The 15,805-nt window shown below is 46.7% G+C and carries 17 protein-coding genes; 4 read left to right on the top strand and 13 right to left on the bottom strand.

All coding sequences use genetic code 11. The features are described from left to right. Positions 1-94: 94 nt before the first annotated feature. The 8 genes from bioC to H7T88_RS10600 form a co-directional block, all read right to left on the bottom strand. Positions 95-991, bottom strand: coding sequence for a malonyl-ACP O-methyltransferase BioC (gene bioC / locus H7T88_RS10635; RefSeq protein ID WP_221788381.1), 897 nt, complete (start codon positions 989-991; stop codon positions 95-97). Beyond that, positions 966-1,838, bottom strand: coding sequence for an alpha/beta fold hydrolase (locus H7T88_RS10630; protein WP_260510826.1), 873 nt, complete (start codon positions 1,836-1,838; stop codon positions 966-968). Before H7T88_RS10630 ends, bioC begins: the two co-directional genes overlap by 26 nt. After that, entirely contained in the window at positions 1,835-3,013 is a 1,179-nt protein-coding gene (gene bioF, locus H7T88_RS10625) for an 8-amino-7-oxononanoate synthase (protein WP_221788380.1), read from the bottom strand. Before bioF ends, H7T88_RS10630 begins: the two co-directional genes overlap by 4 nt. Further along, positions 2,994-4,028 (bottom strand): biotin synthase BioB, encoded by a 1,035-nt coding sequence (bioB, locus tag H7T88_RS10620; protein ID WP_221788495.1) that lies wholly within the window; start codon positions 4,026-4,028, stop codon positions 2,994-2,996. The genes bioF and bioB overlap by 20 nt, the downstream gene beginning before the upstream one ends. An 8-nt stretch (positions 4,029-4,036) precedes the next feature. Beyond that, positions 4,037-4,768, bottom strand: coding sequence for a dethiobiotin synthase (gene bioD, locus H7T88_RS10615; protein WP_221788379.1), 732 nt, complete (start codon positions 4,766-4,768; stop codon positions 4,037-4,039). 1 nt (position 4,769) lies between these two features. Next, positions 4,770-6,122 (bottom strand): adenosylmethionine--8-amino-7-oxononanoate transaminase, encoded by a 1,353-nt coding sequence (gene bioA / locus H7T88_RS10610; RefSeq protein WP_260510825.1) that lies wholly within the window; start codon positions 6,120-6,122, stop codon positions 4,770-4,772. 295 nt (positions 6,123-6,417) lie between these two features. Continuing rightward, positions 6,418-7,200 (bottom strand): sirohydrochlorin chelatase, encoded by a 783-nt coding sequence (locus H7T88_RS10605; protein ID WP_221788378.1) that lies wholly within the window; start codon positions 7,198-7,200, stop codon positions 6,418-6,420. A gap of 3 nt (positions 7,201-7,203) precedes the next feature. After that, positions 7,204-7,494, bottom strand: coding sequence for a YerC/YecD family TrpR-related protein (locus H7T88_RS10600; RefSeq protein ID WP_017690665.1), 291 nt, complete (start codon positions 7,492-7,494; stop codon positions 7,204-7,206). Positions 7,495-7,968: 474 nt separating this feature from the next. Between H7T88_RS10600 and H7T88_RS10595 the strand changes: the two genes are divergently transcribed. Next, positions 7,969-8,604 (top strand): tyrosine protein kinase, encoded by a 636-nt coding sequence (locus H7T88_RS10595; protein ID WP_221788376.1) that lies wholly within the window; start codon positions 7,969-7,971, stop codon positions 8,602-8,604. A gap of 125 nt (positions 8,605-8,729) precedes the next feature. Then, positions 8,730-9,818: a DNA alkylation repair protein gene (locus tag H7T88_RS10590; RefSeq protein WP_221788375.1), complete on the top strand. Its 1,089-nt coding sequence runs from the start codon at positions 8,730-8,732 to the stop codon at positions 9,816-9,818. Between the two features lie 185 nt (positions 9,819-10,003). Here H7T88_RS10590 and corA read toward each other — a convergent pair whose 3' ends face one another. The 4 genes from corA to H7T88_RS10570 all read right to left on the bottom strand — a co-directional run bounded on the left by corA (position 10,004) and on the right by H7T88_RS10570 (position 14,334). After that, a complete protein-coding gene (corA, locus tag H7T88_RS10585; protein ID WP_154960613.1) occupies positions 10,004-10,963 on the bottom strand; it encodes a magnesium/cobalt transporter CorA in 960 nt (319 codons plus the stop codon). A 318-nt stretch (positions 10,964-11,281) separates the two neighbouring features. Next, positions 11,282-12,271 carry an inorganic phosphate transporter gene (locus tag H7T88_RS10580; RefSeq protein WP_090923317.1) on the bottom strand — a complete coding sequence of 330 codons (990 nt, stop codon included), beginning with the start codon at positions 12,269-12,271 and terminating at the stop codon, positions 11,282-11,284. Between the two features lie 14 nt (positions 12,272-12,285). After that, complete coding sequence (locus H7T88_RS10575; protein ID WP_221788374.1) at positions 12,286-12,903, bottom strand: DUF47 domain-containing protein; 618 nt, start codon at positions 12,901-12,903, stop codon at positions 12,286-12,288. Between the two features lie 357 nt (positions 12,904-13,260). Beyond that, positions 13,261-14,334 (bottom strand): DUF3048 domain-containing protein, encoded by a 1,074-nt coding sequence (locus tag H7T88_RS10570; protein ID WP_221788373.1) that lies wholly within the window; start codon positions 14,332-14,334, stop codon positions 13,261-13,263. 346 nt (positions 14,335-14,680) lie between these two features. Between H7T88_RS10570 and H7T88_RS10565 the strand changes: the two genes are divergently transcribed. Next, entirely contained in the window at positions 14,681-15,220 is a 540-nt protein-coding gene (locus H7T88_RS10565) for a DoxX family protein (RefSeq protein ID WP_154891598.1), read from the top strand. A 3-nt stretch (positions 15,221-15,223) separates the two neighbouring features. On the opposite strand, the gene H7T88_RS10560 is transcribed toward H7T88_RS10565, so the two are convergent. Continuing rightward, positions 15,224-15,376 (bottom strand): hypothetical protein, encoded by a 153-nt coding sequence (locus H7T88_RS10560; RefSeq protein ID WP_221788372.1) that lies wholly within the window; start codon positions 15,374-15,376, stop codon positions 15,224-15,226. A gap of 75 nt (positions 15,377-15,451) precedes the next feature. Here H7T88_RS10560 and H7T88_RS10555 point away from each other — a divergent pair, with 75 nt between their 5' ends. Continuing rightward, positions 15,452-15,664 carry a hypothetical protein gene (locus tag H7T88_RS10555; RefSeq protein ID WP_123064805.1) on the top strand — a complete coding sequence of 71 codons (213 nt, stop codon included), beginning with the start codon at positions 15,452-15,454 and terminating at the stop codon, positions 15,662-15,664. Positions 15,665-15,805 lie beyond the last annotated feature (141 nt).

Genomic DNA, 15,805 nt, shown 5'->3' with positions numbered 1-15,805 from the left:
GTTAGATAAAAAAACAAATCCCCTTCATGGCTGGATAAGCCGCTTGGAGGGGATTGATCTGTATAATATGCTGCGTATATTGCTTCATATCTTACTAAATATCTGAAACGGAAGCTTCAATAAACAAGAGGTCATATGTCGCCTGAACCCCTCCTGCTGCCCCGACACTAAACCTATCTTCATACACCTTGTACATCCGGGTAAATAGAGTTCGTAGACTAACCTCGGGTACTTGAACCGCTTCCGAAGCGCTAGCCCCCATGCCTTTTACCGAGTGCAGAAAATCTCTTGCAGAAGCATATCTCTCGATATGAACCAAACGATTCTCCGAATAACTCGTAAAACCTGATCTCTCCAGCATAACTCTCCACTCTTCAGCCGAATGAAACGACAGTCCATGTCGCTGCGGTTGCATTCCGCAGGCTAGATATACCTCATGAAATGCCTCATGCATCTCCCGAAAAGTGTCTGTCCCAAAAGTGGTGAACAGAAGCCTGCCTCCAGGACGGAGTATACGTTTCAAGCCGGTCAAGGTCCGTTGAGGATCATGCAACCATTGAAAACAAGCATTGGAAACGATGATATCTACTGAGCATGACGGGACCTGATGAACCCACTTTTCAATGTCAGCCTGCATAAAACGAACCCCTTCTGCGGTACCTTTTCCATCTTCAGCATGCTGTACTCGCCTTGATGCCAGACGAATCATTTCGGGTGCAATGTCCACGGCCGTAATGCTGGCATCAGGCCAATCACGGGCAATCATTCGAGTCAAAACACCTGTACCGCAACCTACTTCAAGAAAATTCAGTGAATGGCTGAGCGTATTGTTCTTACCATGTGCAGCAATCTCTGCGAGCAGAGTAGCCATCTTTCGCTGTACGTGGGCATGTGCATCATAAGAGGATGCATTACGATTGAATCGTTGCTGAACATGGATGCTACTGTCGAAGCTTGCTCTGTTTTCATCCCATCTCCTGCTTATGCTCATGCCTCCATCTCCTCCACTCCTTCTCAATTCTGACTTCATCACCTAGAAAAGATGCATGTCCTCTATCGTACAGCGTCACCAACTTGGCTCGCGGTAACCGATCCAACAATTCCACCCCTGCATCATATGGACAAATTTTGTCCTCATACCCGTGGAATAAAAGGACTGGACAATCGATTCGAGCAAGATCGGGCAAATGATCCTCATAACGTAAAATCTGAAGCCCCGCCAGTAGAGCTTCTGGTGTCCAGTAGCCAACAGGAGGCAGGTGGTCAGCATACCCCATTTCCCACTCCCTTACCGTAAACATCATTTTGCGAAAACGAGTCTCCACGTCTGGCCGATCCTTGGCTATGCCTCGAATCATCTGCCTGACGTACGCATCGTGCACACCAAGGCTCAGTTCCTTCTTTTCCCGAACAAAACGTGCCGTTGCACTAAATAACACCAGCCCATCGGCATAACCTTTGGTTGCCAGTCCAAGAGCAAGTATCGCTCCCAAAGACCAGCCCGAGATGAGTAGTGGAGCGCGAGGCACCTTCCCTCCGCAACCCCCTTTCAGCACGTGGAACAGTTCTGGCATGCCGATATCGCCATGAGCGGCGACCTCATCCAATCGATCAGACCGAACTGCCCGAGATAAACGCTTGACGGTTGTTTCCACGAGCTCCAGCATGTCTGCGGAAGCACTCATAGTACTGTAATCCAGGGAGAGATGTTGATAATCAGGCAATCGCTGACGCAATGAGTCAAATACAGCATCTGTCATGCTCCAGCCAGTTAGCCATAATATCGTCCCTTTGTCATTTTGCTCTACTCGTCCCATGTATTCATTCTGTATGTTCATGATGTGAGTAAACCGAGCTGATTCCCGACTTTCTTAATGAGAACACTCGCCTGCCTCAACTCATCAAACGTATGCGCCGAAGATACAGAAAAGCGAATTCGCGCTGTACCAACTGGCACCGTTGGCGGCCTAATGGCAATCCCTGCAATGCCGGTTGCTTCCAGAGCTTCGCTGAAACGAAGTGCCTGTTCATTGTCACCAACCATGATCGGCACAATTGGCGAATCTCCTTCCCCCACATGGAATCCTGCATTCGTCAACGCGGAACGAAACCATTCACTGGTCGAACGCAGATGATTACGGCGCCAATGCTCTGTCTGTACCAAATGTAACGCCGCCATAATTCCTGCCAGAAGCGAAGGCGGGAGCGCCGTAGAATAGATAAGTGGTCTAACTTTATTCATAAGATATTGTATTAATACGTTGTTACCAGCTACATAAGCTCCATATATACCGAAGGCTTTGCTGAATGTCCCAATATGCACATCTACATGGCGATGCAATCCCAACTCATGACACAGCCCTTCTCCCTTTTCCCCGTAGACACCTCCACTATGTGCCTCATCCACCATCAGCATGGCGTCATATCGCCGTTTGAGTTTCACCAGTTCATGCAACCGTGCCCGATCCCCATCCATGGAAAACAGTGCATCCGTGACAATCAGCTTGCGCCTTTTATCCCGATATTTGTGCAACAGGGCCTCCAGATGCTCCAGATCGTTATGACGATATCTGGCATGCTCCGCACGGCTTAACACAGCACCATCAACGATGCTGGCATGATTGTACTGATCGCTAAAAACCACATCTCCTCGCCCCATAAGTGCTACAATGACACCGGAATTCGCCATATAACCATTTGCCATAACAAGAGAGGCTTCCGCCTGCTGCCAAGATGCCAGCGCTGCTTCCAGACGGCCGTATACTGACCGATTGCCCGTGACAAAACGAGAAGCACCTGAGCCTGCACCTTCAACCTGAAGTGTTTCACAAATGGCTTGAATAATATCAGGATGCCCGGCAAGTCCCAGATAGTTATTGGAAGCCAGATCAAGTAAGCTATTCCCCCCTCTTACAATATGACCAGGACGTTCAGGAGACGTAGCACTATCGCGTAAATGGCGTTGATTTGAGGCGTGAGCCAGTTTCTCAAGTTCATTTTCCATCCAGTTCATAATTGTCGCCACCACCCTGCAAGGCATTGAGTTCAATCTCAAACCCCAAATCCTCAATCATCTGATGATCATTCGTAATGTCCTGACCTGCTGTCGTCAAATAATCGCCCACAAAGATCGAATTGGCCGCATACAGCGCCAAAGGCTGCAATGAACGCAAACTAATCTCACGTCCTCCTGCTACACGAATTTCTTTGGATGGACAGATCAATCGAAATAATGCCAGCACCTTAAGTGCTCTCATCGACGTTGTACGTGAAGCTCCTTCCATAGGTGTACCCGGGATTGCATTTAGAAAGTTAACCGGAATCGAATCTGTATCAAGCTCTCGCAATGCAAAAGCCATCCCTACAATGTCTCGCTGACTCTCGCCCATGCCGATAATAACACCCGAGCAAGGAGACATGCCGGAAGTCCTGGCCTTCTCTACAGTTTCAACCCGCTGGTCATACGTATGTGTTGTCGTGATAGACGGATAGTTATCTCGGCTTGTATTCAGATTGTGGTTGTAACGATGCACCCCTGCTTCAGCCAAACGTTCGGCCTGCCCCTCCTTTAAGATGCCAAGGCAAGCACAGATTTTAAGTGGTAGCGTAGCACGGATTTTTTTTACAGCGTCGATGACCTGCTCCAGTTCGTGATTTGTCGGTCCTTTTCCTGATGCAACGATACAATATGTACCTGCTTGGCGAGCCATTGCTTCCTGTGCACCTGCCAGCAACGTTTCCTTATCCAGCAAACTGTATTTCGGAATAGATGCGCTGGATCGGATGGATTGAGAGCAGTACCCGCAATCTTCCGGGCACAACCCGCTCTTGGCGTTGATAATCATATTCAGCTTTACTTTATTGCCATAGAAGTGTCGTCTTACGAGATAAGCCGCATGCAGGAGCGGAAGTACCTCATCATTATCAGCATCCAGAACAGCGATCCCTTCCTCTGCTGTCAGGCATTCGCCTTTCAAAGATTTTCTGGCAAGGGATACCCAGTCTGTATCTTTAGGAGCTATGCTCATGTTCATTGCTATTCCTCCATTTTCTGAATGGTCAAAACATCTCTGACGGGAGAAAGATTGATCGTTGCCTGAACCGCATGGATTAACCTCTTGGAATCAATCTCTCCTGTAAGCTTTGGAAAATGTCCCAGACAAGGAATGCCGCTGTATTGTTCAATGATTCTCCCGTTTGTCTCCCAGCTTGGGTCAAGGCATAACTCACCTGATAGGCCATCATTCAGAATGAAACCTAGAATTGAAATTCCGCGGCGCTCTAAGTATTCCATCGTAAGCAACGTATGATTGATCGTACCTAGCCCTGATCTTGCAACGATTAATACCGGAATCTGAAGCTCGGCTATCAGATCAGTCGTCATGGCATCTTTCGTTATTGGAACAGCTACTCCGCCCGCACCTTCAATAAACACGGAGGCATATCGATTAAGTATTGATGCCCCAGCATCAAAGATATCCTGTAACGTAATGTTCGATCCCGCCTGTTTTGCAGCAAGCATGGGTGCAAGAGGAGCCTCAAAGGTGAACGAGGTAATATCCTCCGCGTACGAATCCATCTCCGTGTATTTCAGCAGTAGTTCTGCATCGGTTGTGCCGTCACCCAGAAGTCCACCTGTCTGAACCGGTTTCCAGACGCCGACATGATGTCCTTCCGCACGAAGCGTAGCAACAAGCGCACCTGTAATTACCGTTTTGCCCACGCCTGTATCAGTACCTGTCACGAATAAACCTTGTGTTCCATTCATCTCACATATCCGCCTCAGTGACATCGATAATAGCTTTCATCAGAATATCGGTCATCGCATCAATCTCTGCATCGGTGCTAGCAAGCGGCGGCATGAACACCACAACATTGCCTAAGGGTCTCGTGAGCAGCCCCAGTTCCCGGGCACGCCGGGTTACCCGAACGCCGATGCGTTCTGCCCATGCATACGTTTGCCGGGTGGACTTGTCCTTCACCAGTTCAACGCCCACCATCAGTCCCTTTTGCCGGATCTCTCCGACATGCGGAGCATCTTGTATGCCACGAAGCTTGCGCTCAACCAACATTGCTTTTATCCTTACATTCTCTAACATATGGTGATCTTCAAATCGCTTCAGGCTTGCCAGCGCGACTGCACACCCGAGCGGATTACCTGTAAACGAATGACCGTGAAAAAAAGTTTTCTGCTCTTCATAATCCGCGTAAAAAGCACGATACACCTCTTCGGTTGCCAGCGTAGCTGCTACAGGCAAATAACCGCCAGTCAGCCCCTTCCCAACTACCATCAGGTCAGGGGACACCTCTTCATGATCACAAGCAAACATCATACCTGTCCTTCCAAAGCCTGTAGCCACCTCATCGGCGATAAACAGTACGTCATATTCCCGGCATAATGTTGCCATCTCGCGCAGACAGCCTTCGGGCATAACGATGATGCCACTTGCGCCTTGAACGATCGGCTCGACAATCATCGCCGCAATTTCATGTGCATTCGTTTCAAGAATCTTGCGTAGCTCAGACAGGGTAGCTTCTTTTGCTCCATGTGCACCACGCTCATGTCGATAAGCATATGGATAGGGTACGACATAAGACGGAAACAGCATCGGTCGAAATACATCATGATACAACGGAATGGCACCTACGCTCACTGCGCCAATGGTGTCTCCGTGATAAGCCTGATTCATGGTGATGAATTTGGTTTTGGAGGTCTTCCCGAGATTCATCCAATATTGAAAAGCCATCTTGACTGCAATTTCCACTCCGGTTGCGCCTGCATCAGAATAAAACACTTTCGTCAACCCTTGAGGTGTAATCTCTACTAATTTCTCGGCCAGCTCAATTGCAGGGATATTAGCCATGCCAAGCAGTGTGGAATGTGCTACTCGTCCCAATTGTGCAGTGACGGCCTCATTCAGCTCCGGCACATTGTGCCCATGCACATTAAGCCAAACCGAAGAAAAACCATCGTAGTAAGCTCTCCCCTGTACGTCATACAGCATAACTCCTTCGCCTCGTTCAATGATTAGGGGATCAGACTGGTTATAATCCTTCATCTGAGTAAAAGGATGCCAGACATGAGCCCGGTCTATGGCTACAAGCCGTTCATATGGTGTCATCGTACAGCTCCTTCCCATTAAATCATCTAACAAATTTAATTGTTAACCAAATTTATTTTTAAGGTTAACAATTAAGACATGCACATCTTATCAAACAAATTCTTCGCTGTAAAGAGAGTTTTACATTCTCCATGTGGCCTATTTTTACTACACATTAAACACTTCAGATCATTTCGATTAGGTTCGAGGTACCTTTTGTAGAGCGAAATAAAGGCGCAATAAAACAAAAAAAACGGCATCTCTGCCGTTTTTTTATCATGAATGAATTTAAAGTGGAATCCCACTTTAATGCTATTTAACTTTGAACAGCCCTGTTACACTTCTCCAGCAAAAACTGAATCTGGCGCTCCAGCCACTGCCCAAGCAAAGGATGAGGCAACAACGTTTCCCCACTATATGCATATTCCAACTCTTTAAGTCGACCTGGAATAACATGCTGGGTAAAATAACCAGCACTCAAAAATAGCGGTGCCACAATGACGCGACTGCCACGCTCTTCGGACCAGAATTTCGCCTTGTCATATACACTTTCCGGATTAAGCAATGCATAGTCTGTATGAGCGACTCCACTGATTTGCTGCACTCGTTCCGCAAGCGAAGAAATGCCTGCTTCCCAACGCTGGCGGAACCCATCATGGATACTGCCATGTCCGACAAGCAAAATCGTTTCCTGCTCAGGTTGCTGTGATAATGACCGAACCTTGTCCCATACCATCACCGCAATATCAGGATCATTATCCACCGGATAGCCAAAATGAACACGTGCCTTCACCTCAAAAGGTTCAAGATCGGTTTCACGCTCAGGTGCATCCTTCGCCCCGATTGCATACTCGATCTCATCCACATGGGTACTGCCAGAGGAAACAAATAGCGGTACAACCAACAGGTCCGTTACACCTTGCGCTTCCAGTCGGTTAATACCGTCCTGAATTAAACGCCCGTCCACCAATTCCAGAAATCCAGCTTCAACAGGTAACGGATCAGGCAGATTCAACCGGGAAATCGCGTCATCGACGGATTCCACCCAGGTTTTCTCCTGAGAACCGTGACTAATGATGAGTACACCCGGCTTCTTCATGACTTAGCGCCCCAGGCGTTCCAGCGTCATTTTATAACCGTCATTCCCGTAATTCAGACAACGCTTAACACGCGAAATCGTGGCCGTGCTCGCGCCCGTCTCTGCTTCAATCTGGTTATACGTGTTGCCTTTGCCAAGCATACGTGCTACTTCCAGCCGCTGGGACATGGATTGGATCTCGTTCACGGTGCAGAGGTCATCAAAAAAAACATAACACTCTTCAATATCCTTAAGTGTCAGGATTGCCTCAAATAGTTGTTCAATGCTTTTATCATTTAGCTTTTTCAGCTGCATTTTATCATCATCCCCTAGCGGTTACTGTGTACATCCATTGTACCTAGCCTGAGTTGGTATTTCAAGCGTTAACGATTTCACGCACTACAGAACAAAAACACATGTTAACGCTTACAAAACATACTATTGTCCTCCACAGACGGACAATGAGCATAAAAACTGCGATATTCGCCCCTTTAGGGGGAACATATCCGATTATTTATCTAGGATTTTATACCTGTAAATTGTTACAAAATTGTGTCCGAAATTCATTTTTCTTCCTGAAAACCATCTTATAAACGCCGGCATGACTTGCGCCCATTTCCGCAAATATCCCGTTTTCCGTGATACCCGCCTACGCCGCCTCTCCGCGAATGACATACAGTATATCAAAAGGGAGTTCCACCCTGCTTGTTATACCATGATTTTTACAGGATTGATTTCTCGGTGGAACGCAATTCCGAAAAATCTAATATAGAAGGAACGTGATCGTTCATGCCACAGCATTACTATCATCGCCCGCCAGGAACACGGCAACGTCCGGCTCCTCAAGGCCAGCAGCAGGCTCGCACCTCAGCTTATGCACCGTATGGAAATGTGCCACGCTCTCTCAATGAAGCCCAGATCCAGCCGATGTATCCTGGAGTTCATCCGACTTACCCGGGCTTCGCCGAGGTTGAAGCCTCCGGTCTTGTGCCCTATGGGCAGGGCGCACCCAGCGGAGGGCTTTATGGAAGCGAGGTCGTGCCCGTTACTCCAGTCGTTCCGGCTCAAACACCTGCCTCTTCAGGCAGCTCAGGCTTTTCCCTTGCCAACTTAGGTGAATTAAAAGGCATGATTGACCGCTTCGGCGGCATTGACGGCATTATGAGCGGCGTGGCCAAAATGCAAAAGGTCGTTGGCGGTATTCAGCAGATGGCCCCGATGATGAAACTGGTGATGGGCATTCTGCCTTTTGGAAAAAATAAAAACAGTAGCAGCGAAGCCGACGCTGATTATGAAGAATACTCGAAACCTCGCACGCGCAAACGCCGCAAAAAAACAACTGGTACACAGCGGAAACGCACCGCTTCTCCAGCTCGCCGGAAAAACGCAACATCCAAACCGCGTCCCAAAAGACGCAAAAGTTAACTCTATTCAGGCACTCCCTTCATGAAGGCGGGTGCCTTAACCCTTTTGAGCAACTAACACCAAGAACTTATGTTCTTATACTGGAAAATGAGGTATACTAGATAATACATATAAGGAGGCAGACCATGGAACTGTTCAAAGATAAATATACACCCACTCTCATTGATCGAACTGCCAATCAGTTGCATCAGTTCTATCCAGAGTTACAAACACAGCGATTCCGCGAACTGGTTTTCGCTGAAGGCTGGGAAGCGCTGGAGTTCAAGGCAAGGATACGCCGAATTACGGAATCTTTGACCCATGTTCTGCCCGCCGATTACGAACAAGCCTTACATATCCTTGAACAGGCAGCTCCACAGTTGCGCGGGGTTGAGTACCTTTTTGTGCCTGATTTCATTGAAGTGAATGGACTTGCCCCCGAAAACTACGAATTATCGATGAAATATCTTAAGGTATTCACACCTTATTCAAGTTCTGAATTTGCGGTACGCCCCTTCATCCAGCGTTACCCGCTTAAGACGTTGAAACAGTTGATGGAATGGACAGAAAGCAGTGACGAGCATATTCGCAGGCTTGCCAGCGAAGGCAGTCGCCCTCGTTTGCCATGGGGAACCAAGCTTGGGGATTTGATCGTTGATCCGACGCCCGCGCTTCCGATTCTGCATGCACTCAGGCAGGATGAATCTCTCTATGTACGAAAAAGTGTAGCGAATCATCTGAACGATATTTCCAAAGATCACCCTGATCTTGTTCTCGACTTAGCTCAAGCTTGGTACGGTCAGAACGCGCATACCGACTGGATTATCCACCACGCAAGTCGTTCGCTGCTGAAGAAGGGGCACCCTGTTGCACTGAGCCTATTCGGCTATCACAAGCAGGAGGCTGTCCATATTGAAAACCTGAAGCTGGATCGGGAGCAGATTGCTACGGGAGAGGATCTTCATTTTTCATTCGATGTGGTTAATACGAGCGGCGAACCGCAGATGCTGAGGCTTGAATATGAGATTGGTTATATGAAGGCTAACGGCAAACAGGCACCCAAACGCTTTAAGTGCTCGGACAAGATGTATGCCAGTGGTCGCAGTACCGTCAATACCAAACAATCATTCAAACTCATTACGACACGGAAATATTACGAAGGGCTGCATACGCTCACGATCGTTGTGAACGGGCAAAATACGGAATCCGCTTCTTTTGTGCTTACGTTAGACTGAACTTCGAAATGGAAATTTCACTTTAGTTATGCACAAGTCTCTATGATTGAATCACTTATGCACATGTGGATAGAAAAATAGACAGAGAATAGCCGTCAGGCAACAAACAACCTTGGGAGCAACGGATTTCGTGTTCCGCAAGGTTCGCCTGACGGCCTTTTCTCTTTATTATCAAGTTATCCTGTTTATTTAAACCAGCCGCGCTTCACAAACCAGGCCACCATACAGCCTCCAAGGACAAACATCAGCAATAACACAGCACCGTAACCATACCTCCACTGAAGCTCCGGCATATGGGCGAAGTTCATGCCGTAGATACCTGCAATTAGAGTGAGTGGCATAAATACCGTCGTAATGACCGTCAGTGTTTTCATAATCTGATTCATTCGATTCGAATTCAGTGAGATATAGCTATCGCGCAAGTCTGCCGTCATCTCCCGATCGGCTTCAATCATATCCGTCAGTTTGAGCAGGTGGTCATAAATATCGGTAAAATATGCGGTATGTTCCCCTGTTCGCTGTACATGTTGCGAATTAATGACCCGGTAGAGCAGATCCCGCATAGGGACAACAGTGCGTCTAAGCTTCAGGAGTCGACTGCGCAGGTCAAACACCTGATTCATCAATTCCTCTACGGACTCCTGACCGCCCCGATTTTCCAGTTCAGCCAGTTCATCCTCGATGGAAAATAGCGATGGAAAATAATGATCGACCAGTTTGTCCATCACTGTATAAGCTGCCGCCACCGGCCCTCTTGCCCAAATGGTACGCTCATGAGCGTGTTTCAGCAGTCTGTCCCAGGCTTCGTCCACTTCTTCCAATCTTCCATGATGGAATGACACCAAAAAGTTCTGTCCCAGGAACAGATCTACCTCTTCTGCCTCAAGCGTAGCTGGATTCAGCGCATGTAACACAAGAAACTGCAAATTCTCATAATAATCCAGCTTGGGACGTTGCAATACATGCAGACAGTCTTCAATGGCAAGTGGGTGAAAATGAAAATATGTATCCAGTAGCCGACTTTCTTCTTCGGTAGGCTGGTTGAAATCTGCCCACACCCAGGCAAAATCGTTTAAATCCAGCTGTTCGAGCGGCATATTCACCGTGACTTGATGATCCCGTGTAATCGCAAGTGTACGAATCATGGATTAGACCACGTCCTTGTCTCTTATCGAAGTTCTGATTTCATTGTACAGCCTGGACAACAAAAAAAGCCAACCCTGTTGGCTTCTCTCATTTCCCCTATCCACAGTTCCCTGTATCCACAGGAAGGTTTCTTTTGGTTTATCATTCCACGGATGGCTATCCACATATCCAGCCTGTCCACATCTTCGTGCACAGGCATTTCTTCAACTCATTGTATATTTATCCACATATCCCGATATTCACACGGTTATGAACAGGTTCGTCCTTCACTTACTGTATCCGATCGATGGATACCTGGCCCTTCTGTTGACAACTATTTAGAAAATAATCCAGTACAACAGACCTGCAAGTGCTCCGGTAATTGGAATCGTAATGAACCACGTAATGATGATACGTCCAGCCAGTCCCCATTTTACAGCCGAGAAACGTTTCGCCGAACCTACACCCAGAATCGCGGATGTGATTGCGTGTGTCGTACTTACCGGAAGGTGCAACAATGTTGCTGTGAAAATAACGGATGCAGCAGATAAATCGGCAGCAAAGCCGTTAATTGGTTCGATTTTGAAAATTTTAGTCCCCATCGTTTTGATGATTTTCCAACCACCCACCGATGTCCCCAGGGCCATAGCTGTTGCTGCTGAGATTTTAACCCACAGTGGTACTTCAAGATGATCCTGTACCTTGGCTGCGACGAGTGCAAATGTAATAATCCCCATCGCTTTCTGCGCATCGTTGGTACCATGAGTGAATGCCTGCAGGGCAGCCGTGAAGATCTGTACCGTACGGAAGCCTTTATTCACATTGTGCGGACTGCGTTTGGCAAACACATATTTAAGAATCGTCATGACGATATAACCAATGGCAAAAGCAATCAGAGGTGACAACAGCAAACCTCCGACGATATCAATGAATCCACTCCATTTCACTTTGTCCGAGCCTGCTCCAACGAGCACTGCACCTGCGAGCGCTCCAATTAACGCATGTGAAGAAGATGAAGGAATTCCAAACCACCAGGTAACCAAATTCCAGATGATCGCGGCAATCAAGGTGACGATGACAACCTCGATCCCGTTATCAAGCTTGGTGGGGTCCGTCACGCTCCCCCCAATCGTCTTCGCAACACCCGTAAACATCATCGCACCAACAAAGTTCATCACGGCCGCCAAAATAATGGCGCGGCGCGGCGTCAGTGCACGTGTGGATACCGATGTGGCAATGGCATTAGCCGTGTCGTGGAAACCGTTGATGAAGTCAAACGCCAGTGCAAGGAAGACGACTATACCTAATACCCAAATCGTTGTTTCCATTATTCTCTGGCTCCTTAAGAATTACGCATGATGATGGATTCAAGAACGTTCGCAACATGCTCGCAAGCATCCGTTGTTGTTTCAAGGCGTTCATATATTTCTTTACGCTTGATCAATTCAATCGGATCAGACACCGTAGCGAAGAGATTCTTGATACAGTTACGCAATACTTCGTCGCCTTGGTTTTCCAAATCATTCAGACGAATCGTATATTCACGAATCGCCAGCAATTTTTTCTGGGACAGCAAATGAATCGCCTTCTGAATTTCGTAAGCCGATTGGCGCAAAATCTCTGCAAATTGAACGATATATTCGTCCGGTTCCACCAAATTGTACATATAGAAACGGGAAGCTGTAGCTTCAATGCCGTCCAATACGTCATCAAGAGTTGTTGTCAGTTCCATAATATCATCGCGTTCGATCGGCGTGATAAATGTTTTGTTGAGTTCTGTAATGATCGTGTGCACGTAGTCATCACATTGCGACTCGTACTTTTTCATTTCATTAGCAAAAAGAGTTACATCCTGAAGGTTGGAAACATGCTGGGAGAAATAATCTGCCGCTTGAACAACCGTATCTGCCATATTCTCCAGTGTTTCAAAAAATATGTCCTTCTTCTTCTTAATCTTCATAGCTCTATCCCCTCTTCGAGAAATTGCGCCGATAACCGATGAAACATGAAATGACAACCTTTGATATCTTATCATATTTGTTTCATGGTTTGTACAAAACCTGCGATCCTTTTTTATATTCTTCTCATATTAACCTGAAATGAATCTTAATTATTTGGAATTATGGCAAAATCAGACTCCGATTTTACACTGCGTTTACAAAACTCCACATAAACCGACGCGTAACCCGTCACAATTTTCATAAAAAGCGCTATGATACGACAACACATCATCACCAATCTTAACCCTTTTCATCGCTCTCTTTCATTTCAGCCTGCAAAAGTGATTCATTTCGTTGTGCCAATCGTTGTATATGGCTTATTCTTGTTCTGCCAGCTTCACATGATCTGCAAACTTTGGATGGTTCGGCACAATGCTAATGAAAGTTTTCCCGGGCACAAGATTCATTTCACGCCCATCCTTCACAAAACGAATTATATCTCCCTCTTTTCTAACCCATTGCCCGCGAATCATCTTGCCCTTCTGAAACAGCATCGCTTCACCGCCATGATCCACGTTTACGGATAACCTGCCTACATCGTCGAGCACCTTATGGTCTGCCCCAGCAACAATGATATTGGCTGCACCTAACTGACTGCCGTTATCTTTATCCTGATCTGGCTTCCCGTTCACCATTCTCATATATCGTCCGCTAACTTCATCATAATCATACGCAACTTTGTAACTATTCAATAAATAATGGAGTTCAAACTGCTTCACGCTCTCTCCAGTGGAGGTCGCTCCTACCTCGTCATACTTGTACACAGGAGATTTAAATTCATGACTGTATCCTCTCTTATCCGTACCTTCTCTAAGCTTGTCTACAGAAGTATATAGATTGTGCGGGGCTTTGCGTTCTTTGGAACGCCAGAAGTAAGGACCGCCATTCGAAATTTCATCCATATGATGTTTCTGCTGTTTTTGCAAAATAGAATACGCCTCCGGACTGCCTCCGGCATGAATAAGCACCCCGTCATAACTTTCGCCAAGCTCTATCAAGTATGGACGAATACTACGTATTGGGCCGACGGTTTCTTCTCCACCTTCACTCTGAAATATAGCAATGAACCGCGTAATCCCACCTTCGGCAAGCACCTCAATGATAATATCGGCTGCGCTGAGTCCCGATTGGGGACGGGCGGCAGGTGCATTGTTGATCATGACCGCTAGTGGCCGCTGCGTAGACGGTTTCTCCACGGCTAGTCCCGTGAAAGGAGCTGTAAAGCCAGAATGAACAGGCTCCTCCACAGGCTTCTCTTCTTGAACCGGTGCAGGTGTGGGCTTCGGCTGGGGAATTTGGGCTACCTCTTTATTCTGGCAAGCAACAAGACTAACGGTAAGAAGGCAGATTGATGCTGCTGATATAGCTTTGTTCCAAGAAAATAACTTCAATATAGGACCTCCTAAACGATTTGGCTGACTTTCTTCTGCTCGTCATGTGATATTCCTCTCATGCAGGCAACCATCTCCTGTATTTCTTTCCATTTAATCATAACGTTTCCGTTTTGTCTGCGCCTTCTAAGCCTTGTCTTATCTCACAAGTTATCTTTGAATCTTGAAATAAGCAAATAAATATGTCCTAAATGTGAACTTCTTAAACCTTACTTAAAATTTGAACTAGATTGTGATTTTAATCACAAACAAAACACCTTTCGGAATATACAATAAAGACATCAAAGGTGATCACTTAGAAAAACAAAAACAACACACACTAGATTCCATAAAAGGAGTGGTTTATATGTTCAGCTTCAATCAATGGCTTAGAGAAAACAAAGTGGCAATGTGGATTTTGACAGTACTTCGGGTGTATATCGGTTATGACTGGATGACTCACGGATGGAGCAAATTGACCGGCGGATTCCAAGCTGGCGGGTTCCTCACTGGGGCACTTGAAAAAGCAACAGGCGATCATCCAGCGGTTCAAGCTTGGTGGGCAACGTTCCTTGAAAAGTTCGCTATTCCAAATGCCGGATTATTCGACTTCGTGATCCCGCTCGGTGAATTCCTGGTAGGTCTGGGACTCATTCTTGGATGCTTCACAACGCTGGCAGCTCTGATGGCGATGGTCATGAACTTCGCGTTCCTCTTCTCGGGTACAGTAAGCACGAATGCTCAACTGGTTGTGATGGAAATCTTCATCGTCGTAGCTGGTGCAAATGCTGGTAAAATTGGTCTGGATCACTGGGTACTTCCTTACCTTCGCGGATTGTTCAAAAAGGACAGAACCATTCAGCCAACAGACACACCAACCATTACACCCACTAAGAAAACGGCTTAATCATTAAAAATATAAGAAACTCAGCCCTGCTTCCCCCCTTGGAGCAGGGCTTTGTGTTGTATTCTTTTCACTCATTTGTTCATAACCTGACAACCTATGCTGATCTGCTCTTATTGCCAACCGCTCTTCCATCTTCTTCAACCATTGTGCATCCAAGTCTCTACACTTGCTCATCAGTAGAATCCCATATTATGATGGTTATAAAGTCTAACAGTACAAAGGAGTATCCCTATGCCGACGCAGCGCCGTCTCGAAACCGATGCCGATTTTCAGGAAGCCATGACCTTAAAACATAAAATCCGGGTATTCAAAGATAACCACCAGATCGACTCTGGAGGTATCATCATTCGTTTTGACGAGAAAACCGTTGTTGTTCAATCCAGTGTCAGTGAACTGGCCTATCACTCACGTACCGAATGTGAGTTGTTCGAACTTCGCAAATAATCACCGCTGAACACCCAAACCCAAAAAAGGTTCCACGCAGTCAATCAACTGACCGCAGGAACCTTTTTGCTTATTTATAAGCATACGACTGTATTCTTCATTTCGCCATCTAAATTGATGTTTCTGTTCTCATTTGCCCCA

It is taken from the genome of Paenibacillus cucumis (ex Kampfer et al. 2016) (assembly GCF_019748695.1).
GTDB classification, from domain to species: domain Bacteria; phylum Bacillota; class Bacilli; order Paenibacillales; family Paenibacillaceae; genus Paenibacillus; species Paenibacillus polysaccharolyticus.
The sequence above is the reverse complement of the archived record's forward strand: the minus strand, read 5'-3'. Positions and strand labels throughout refer to the sequence as shown.

Excerpts from the sequence above, each read along its gene's own strand:
- H7T88_RS10590 (WP_221788375.1), top strand. The coding sequence starts at position 8,730 with ATGGAACTGTTCAAAGATAAATATACACCCACTCTCATTGATCGAACT.
- H7T88_RS10630 (WP_260510826.1), bottom strand. The coding sequence starts at position 1,838 with ATGAACATACAGAATGAATACATGGGACGAGTAGAGCAAAATGACAAA.
- H7T88_RS10605 (WP_221788378.1), bottom strand. The coding sequence starts at position 7,200 with ATGAAGAAGCCGGGTGTACTCATCATTAGTCACGGTTCTCAGGAGAAA.
- H7T88_RS10595 (WP_221788376.1), top strand. The coding sequence starts at position 7,969 with ATGCCACAGCATTACTATCATCGCCCGCCAGGAACACGGCAACGTCCG.
- bioF (WP_221788380.1), bottom strand. The coding sequence starts at position 3,013 with ATGAACTGGATGGAAAATGAACTTGAGAAACTGGCTCACGCCTCAAAT.
- H7T88_RS10600 (WP_017690665.1), bottom strand. The coding sequence starts at position 7,494 with ATGCAGCTGAAAAAGCTAAATGATAAAAGCATTGAACAACTATTTGAG.
- H7T88_RS10580 (WP_090923317.1), bottom strand. The coding sequence starts at position 12,271 with ATGGAAACAACGATTTGGGTATTAGGTATAGTCGTCTTCCTTGCACTG.
- bioC (WP_221788381.1), bottom strand. The coding sequence starts at position 991 with ATGAGCATAAGCAGGAGATGGGATGAAAACAGAGCAAGCTTCGACAGT.
- bioD (WP_221788379.1), bottom strand. The coding sequence starts at position 4,768 with ATGAATGGAACACAAGGTTTATTCGTGACAGGTACTGATACAGGCGTG.
- H7T88_RS10565 (WP_154891598.1), top strand. The coding sequence starts at position 14,681 with ATGTTCAGCTTCAATCAATGGCTTAGAGAAAACAAAGTGGCAATGTGG.
- bioB (WP_221788495.1), bottom strand. The coding sequence starts at position 4,028 with ATGAGCATAGCTCCTAAAGATACAGACTGGGTATCCCTTGCCAGAAAA.
- H7T88_RS10575 (WP_221788374.1), bottom strand. The coding sequence starts at position 12,903 with ATGAAGATTAAGAAGAAGAAGGACATATTTTTTGAAACACTGGAGAAT.
- bioA (WP_260510825.1), bottom strand. The coding sequence starts at position 6,122 with ATGACACCATATGAACGGCTTGTAGCCATAGACCGGGCTCATGTCTGG.
- H7T88_RS10555 (WP_123064805.1), top strand. The coding sequence starts at position 15,452 with ATGCCGACGCAGCGCCGTCTCGAAACCGATGCCGATTTTCAGGAAGCC.
- corA (WP_154960613.1), bottom strand. The coding sequence starts at position 10,963 with ATGATTCGTACACTTGCGATTACACGGGATCATCAAGTCACGGTGAAT.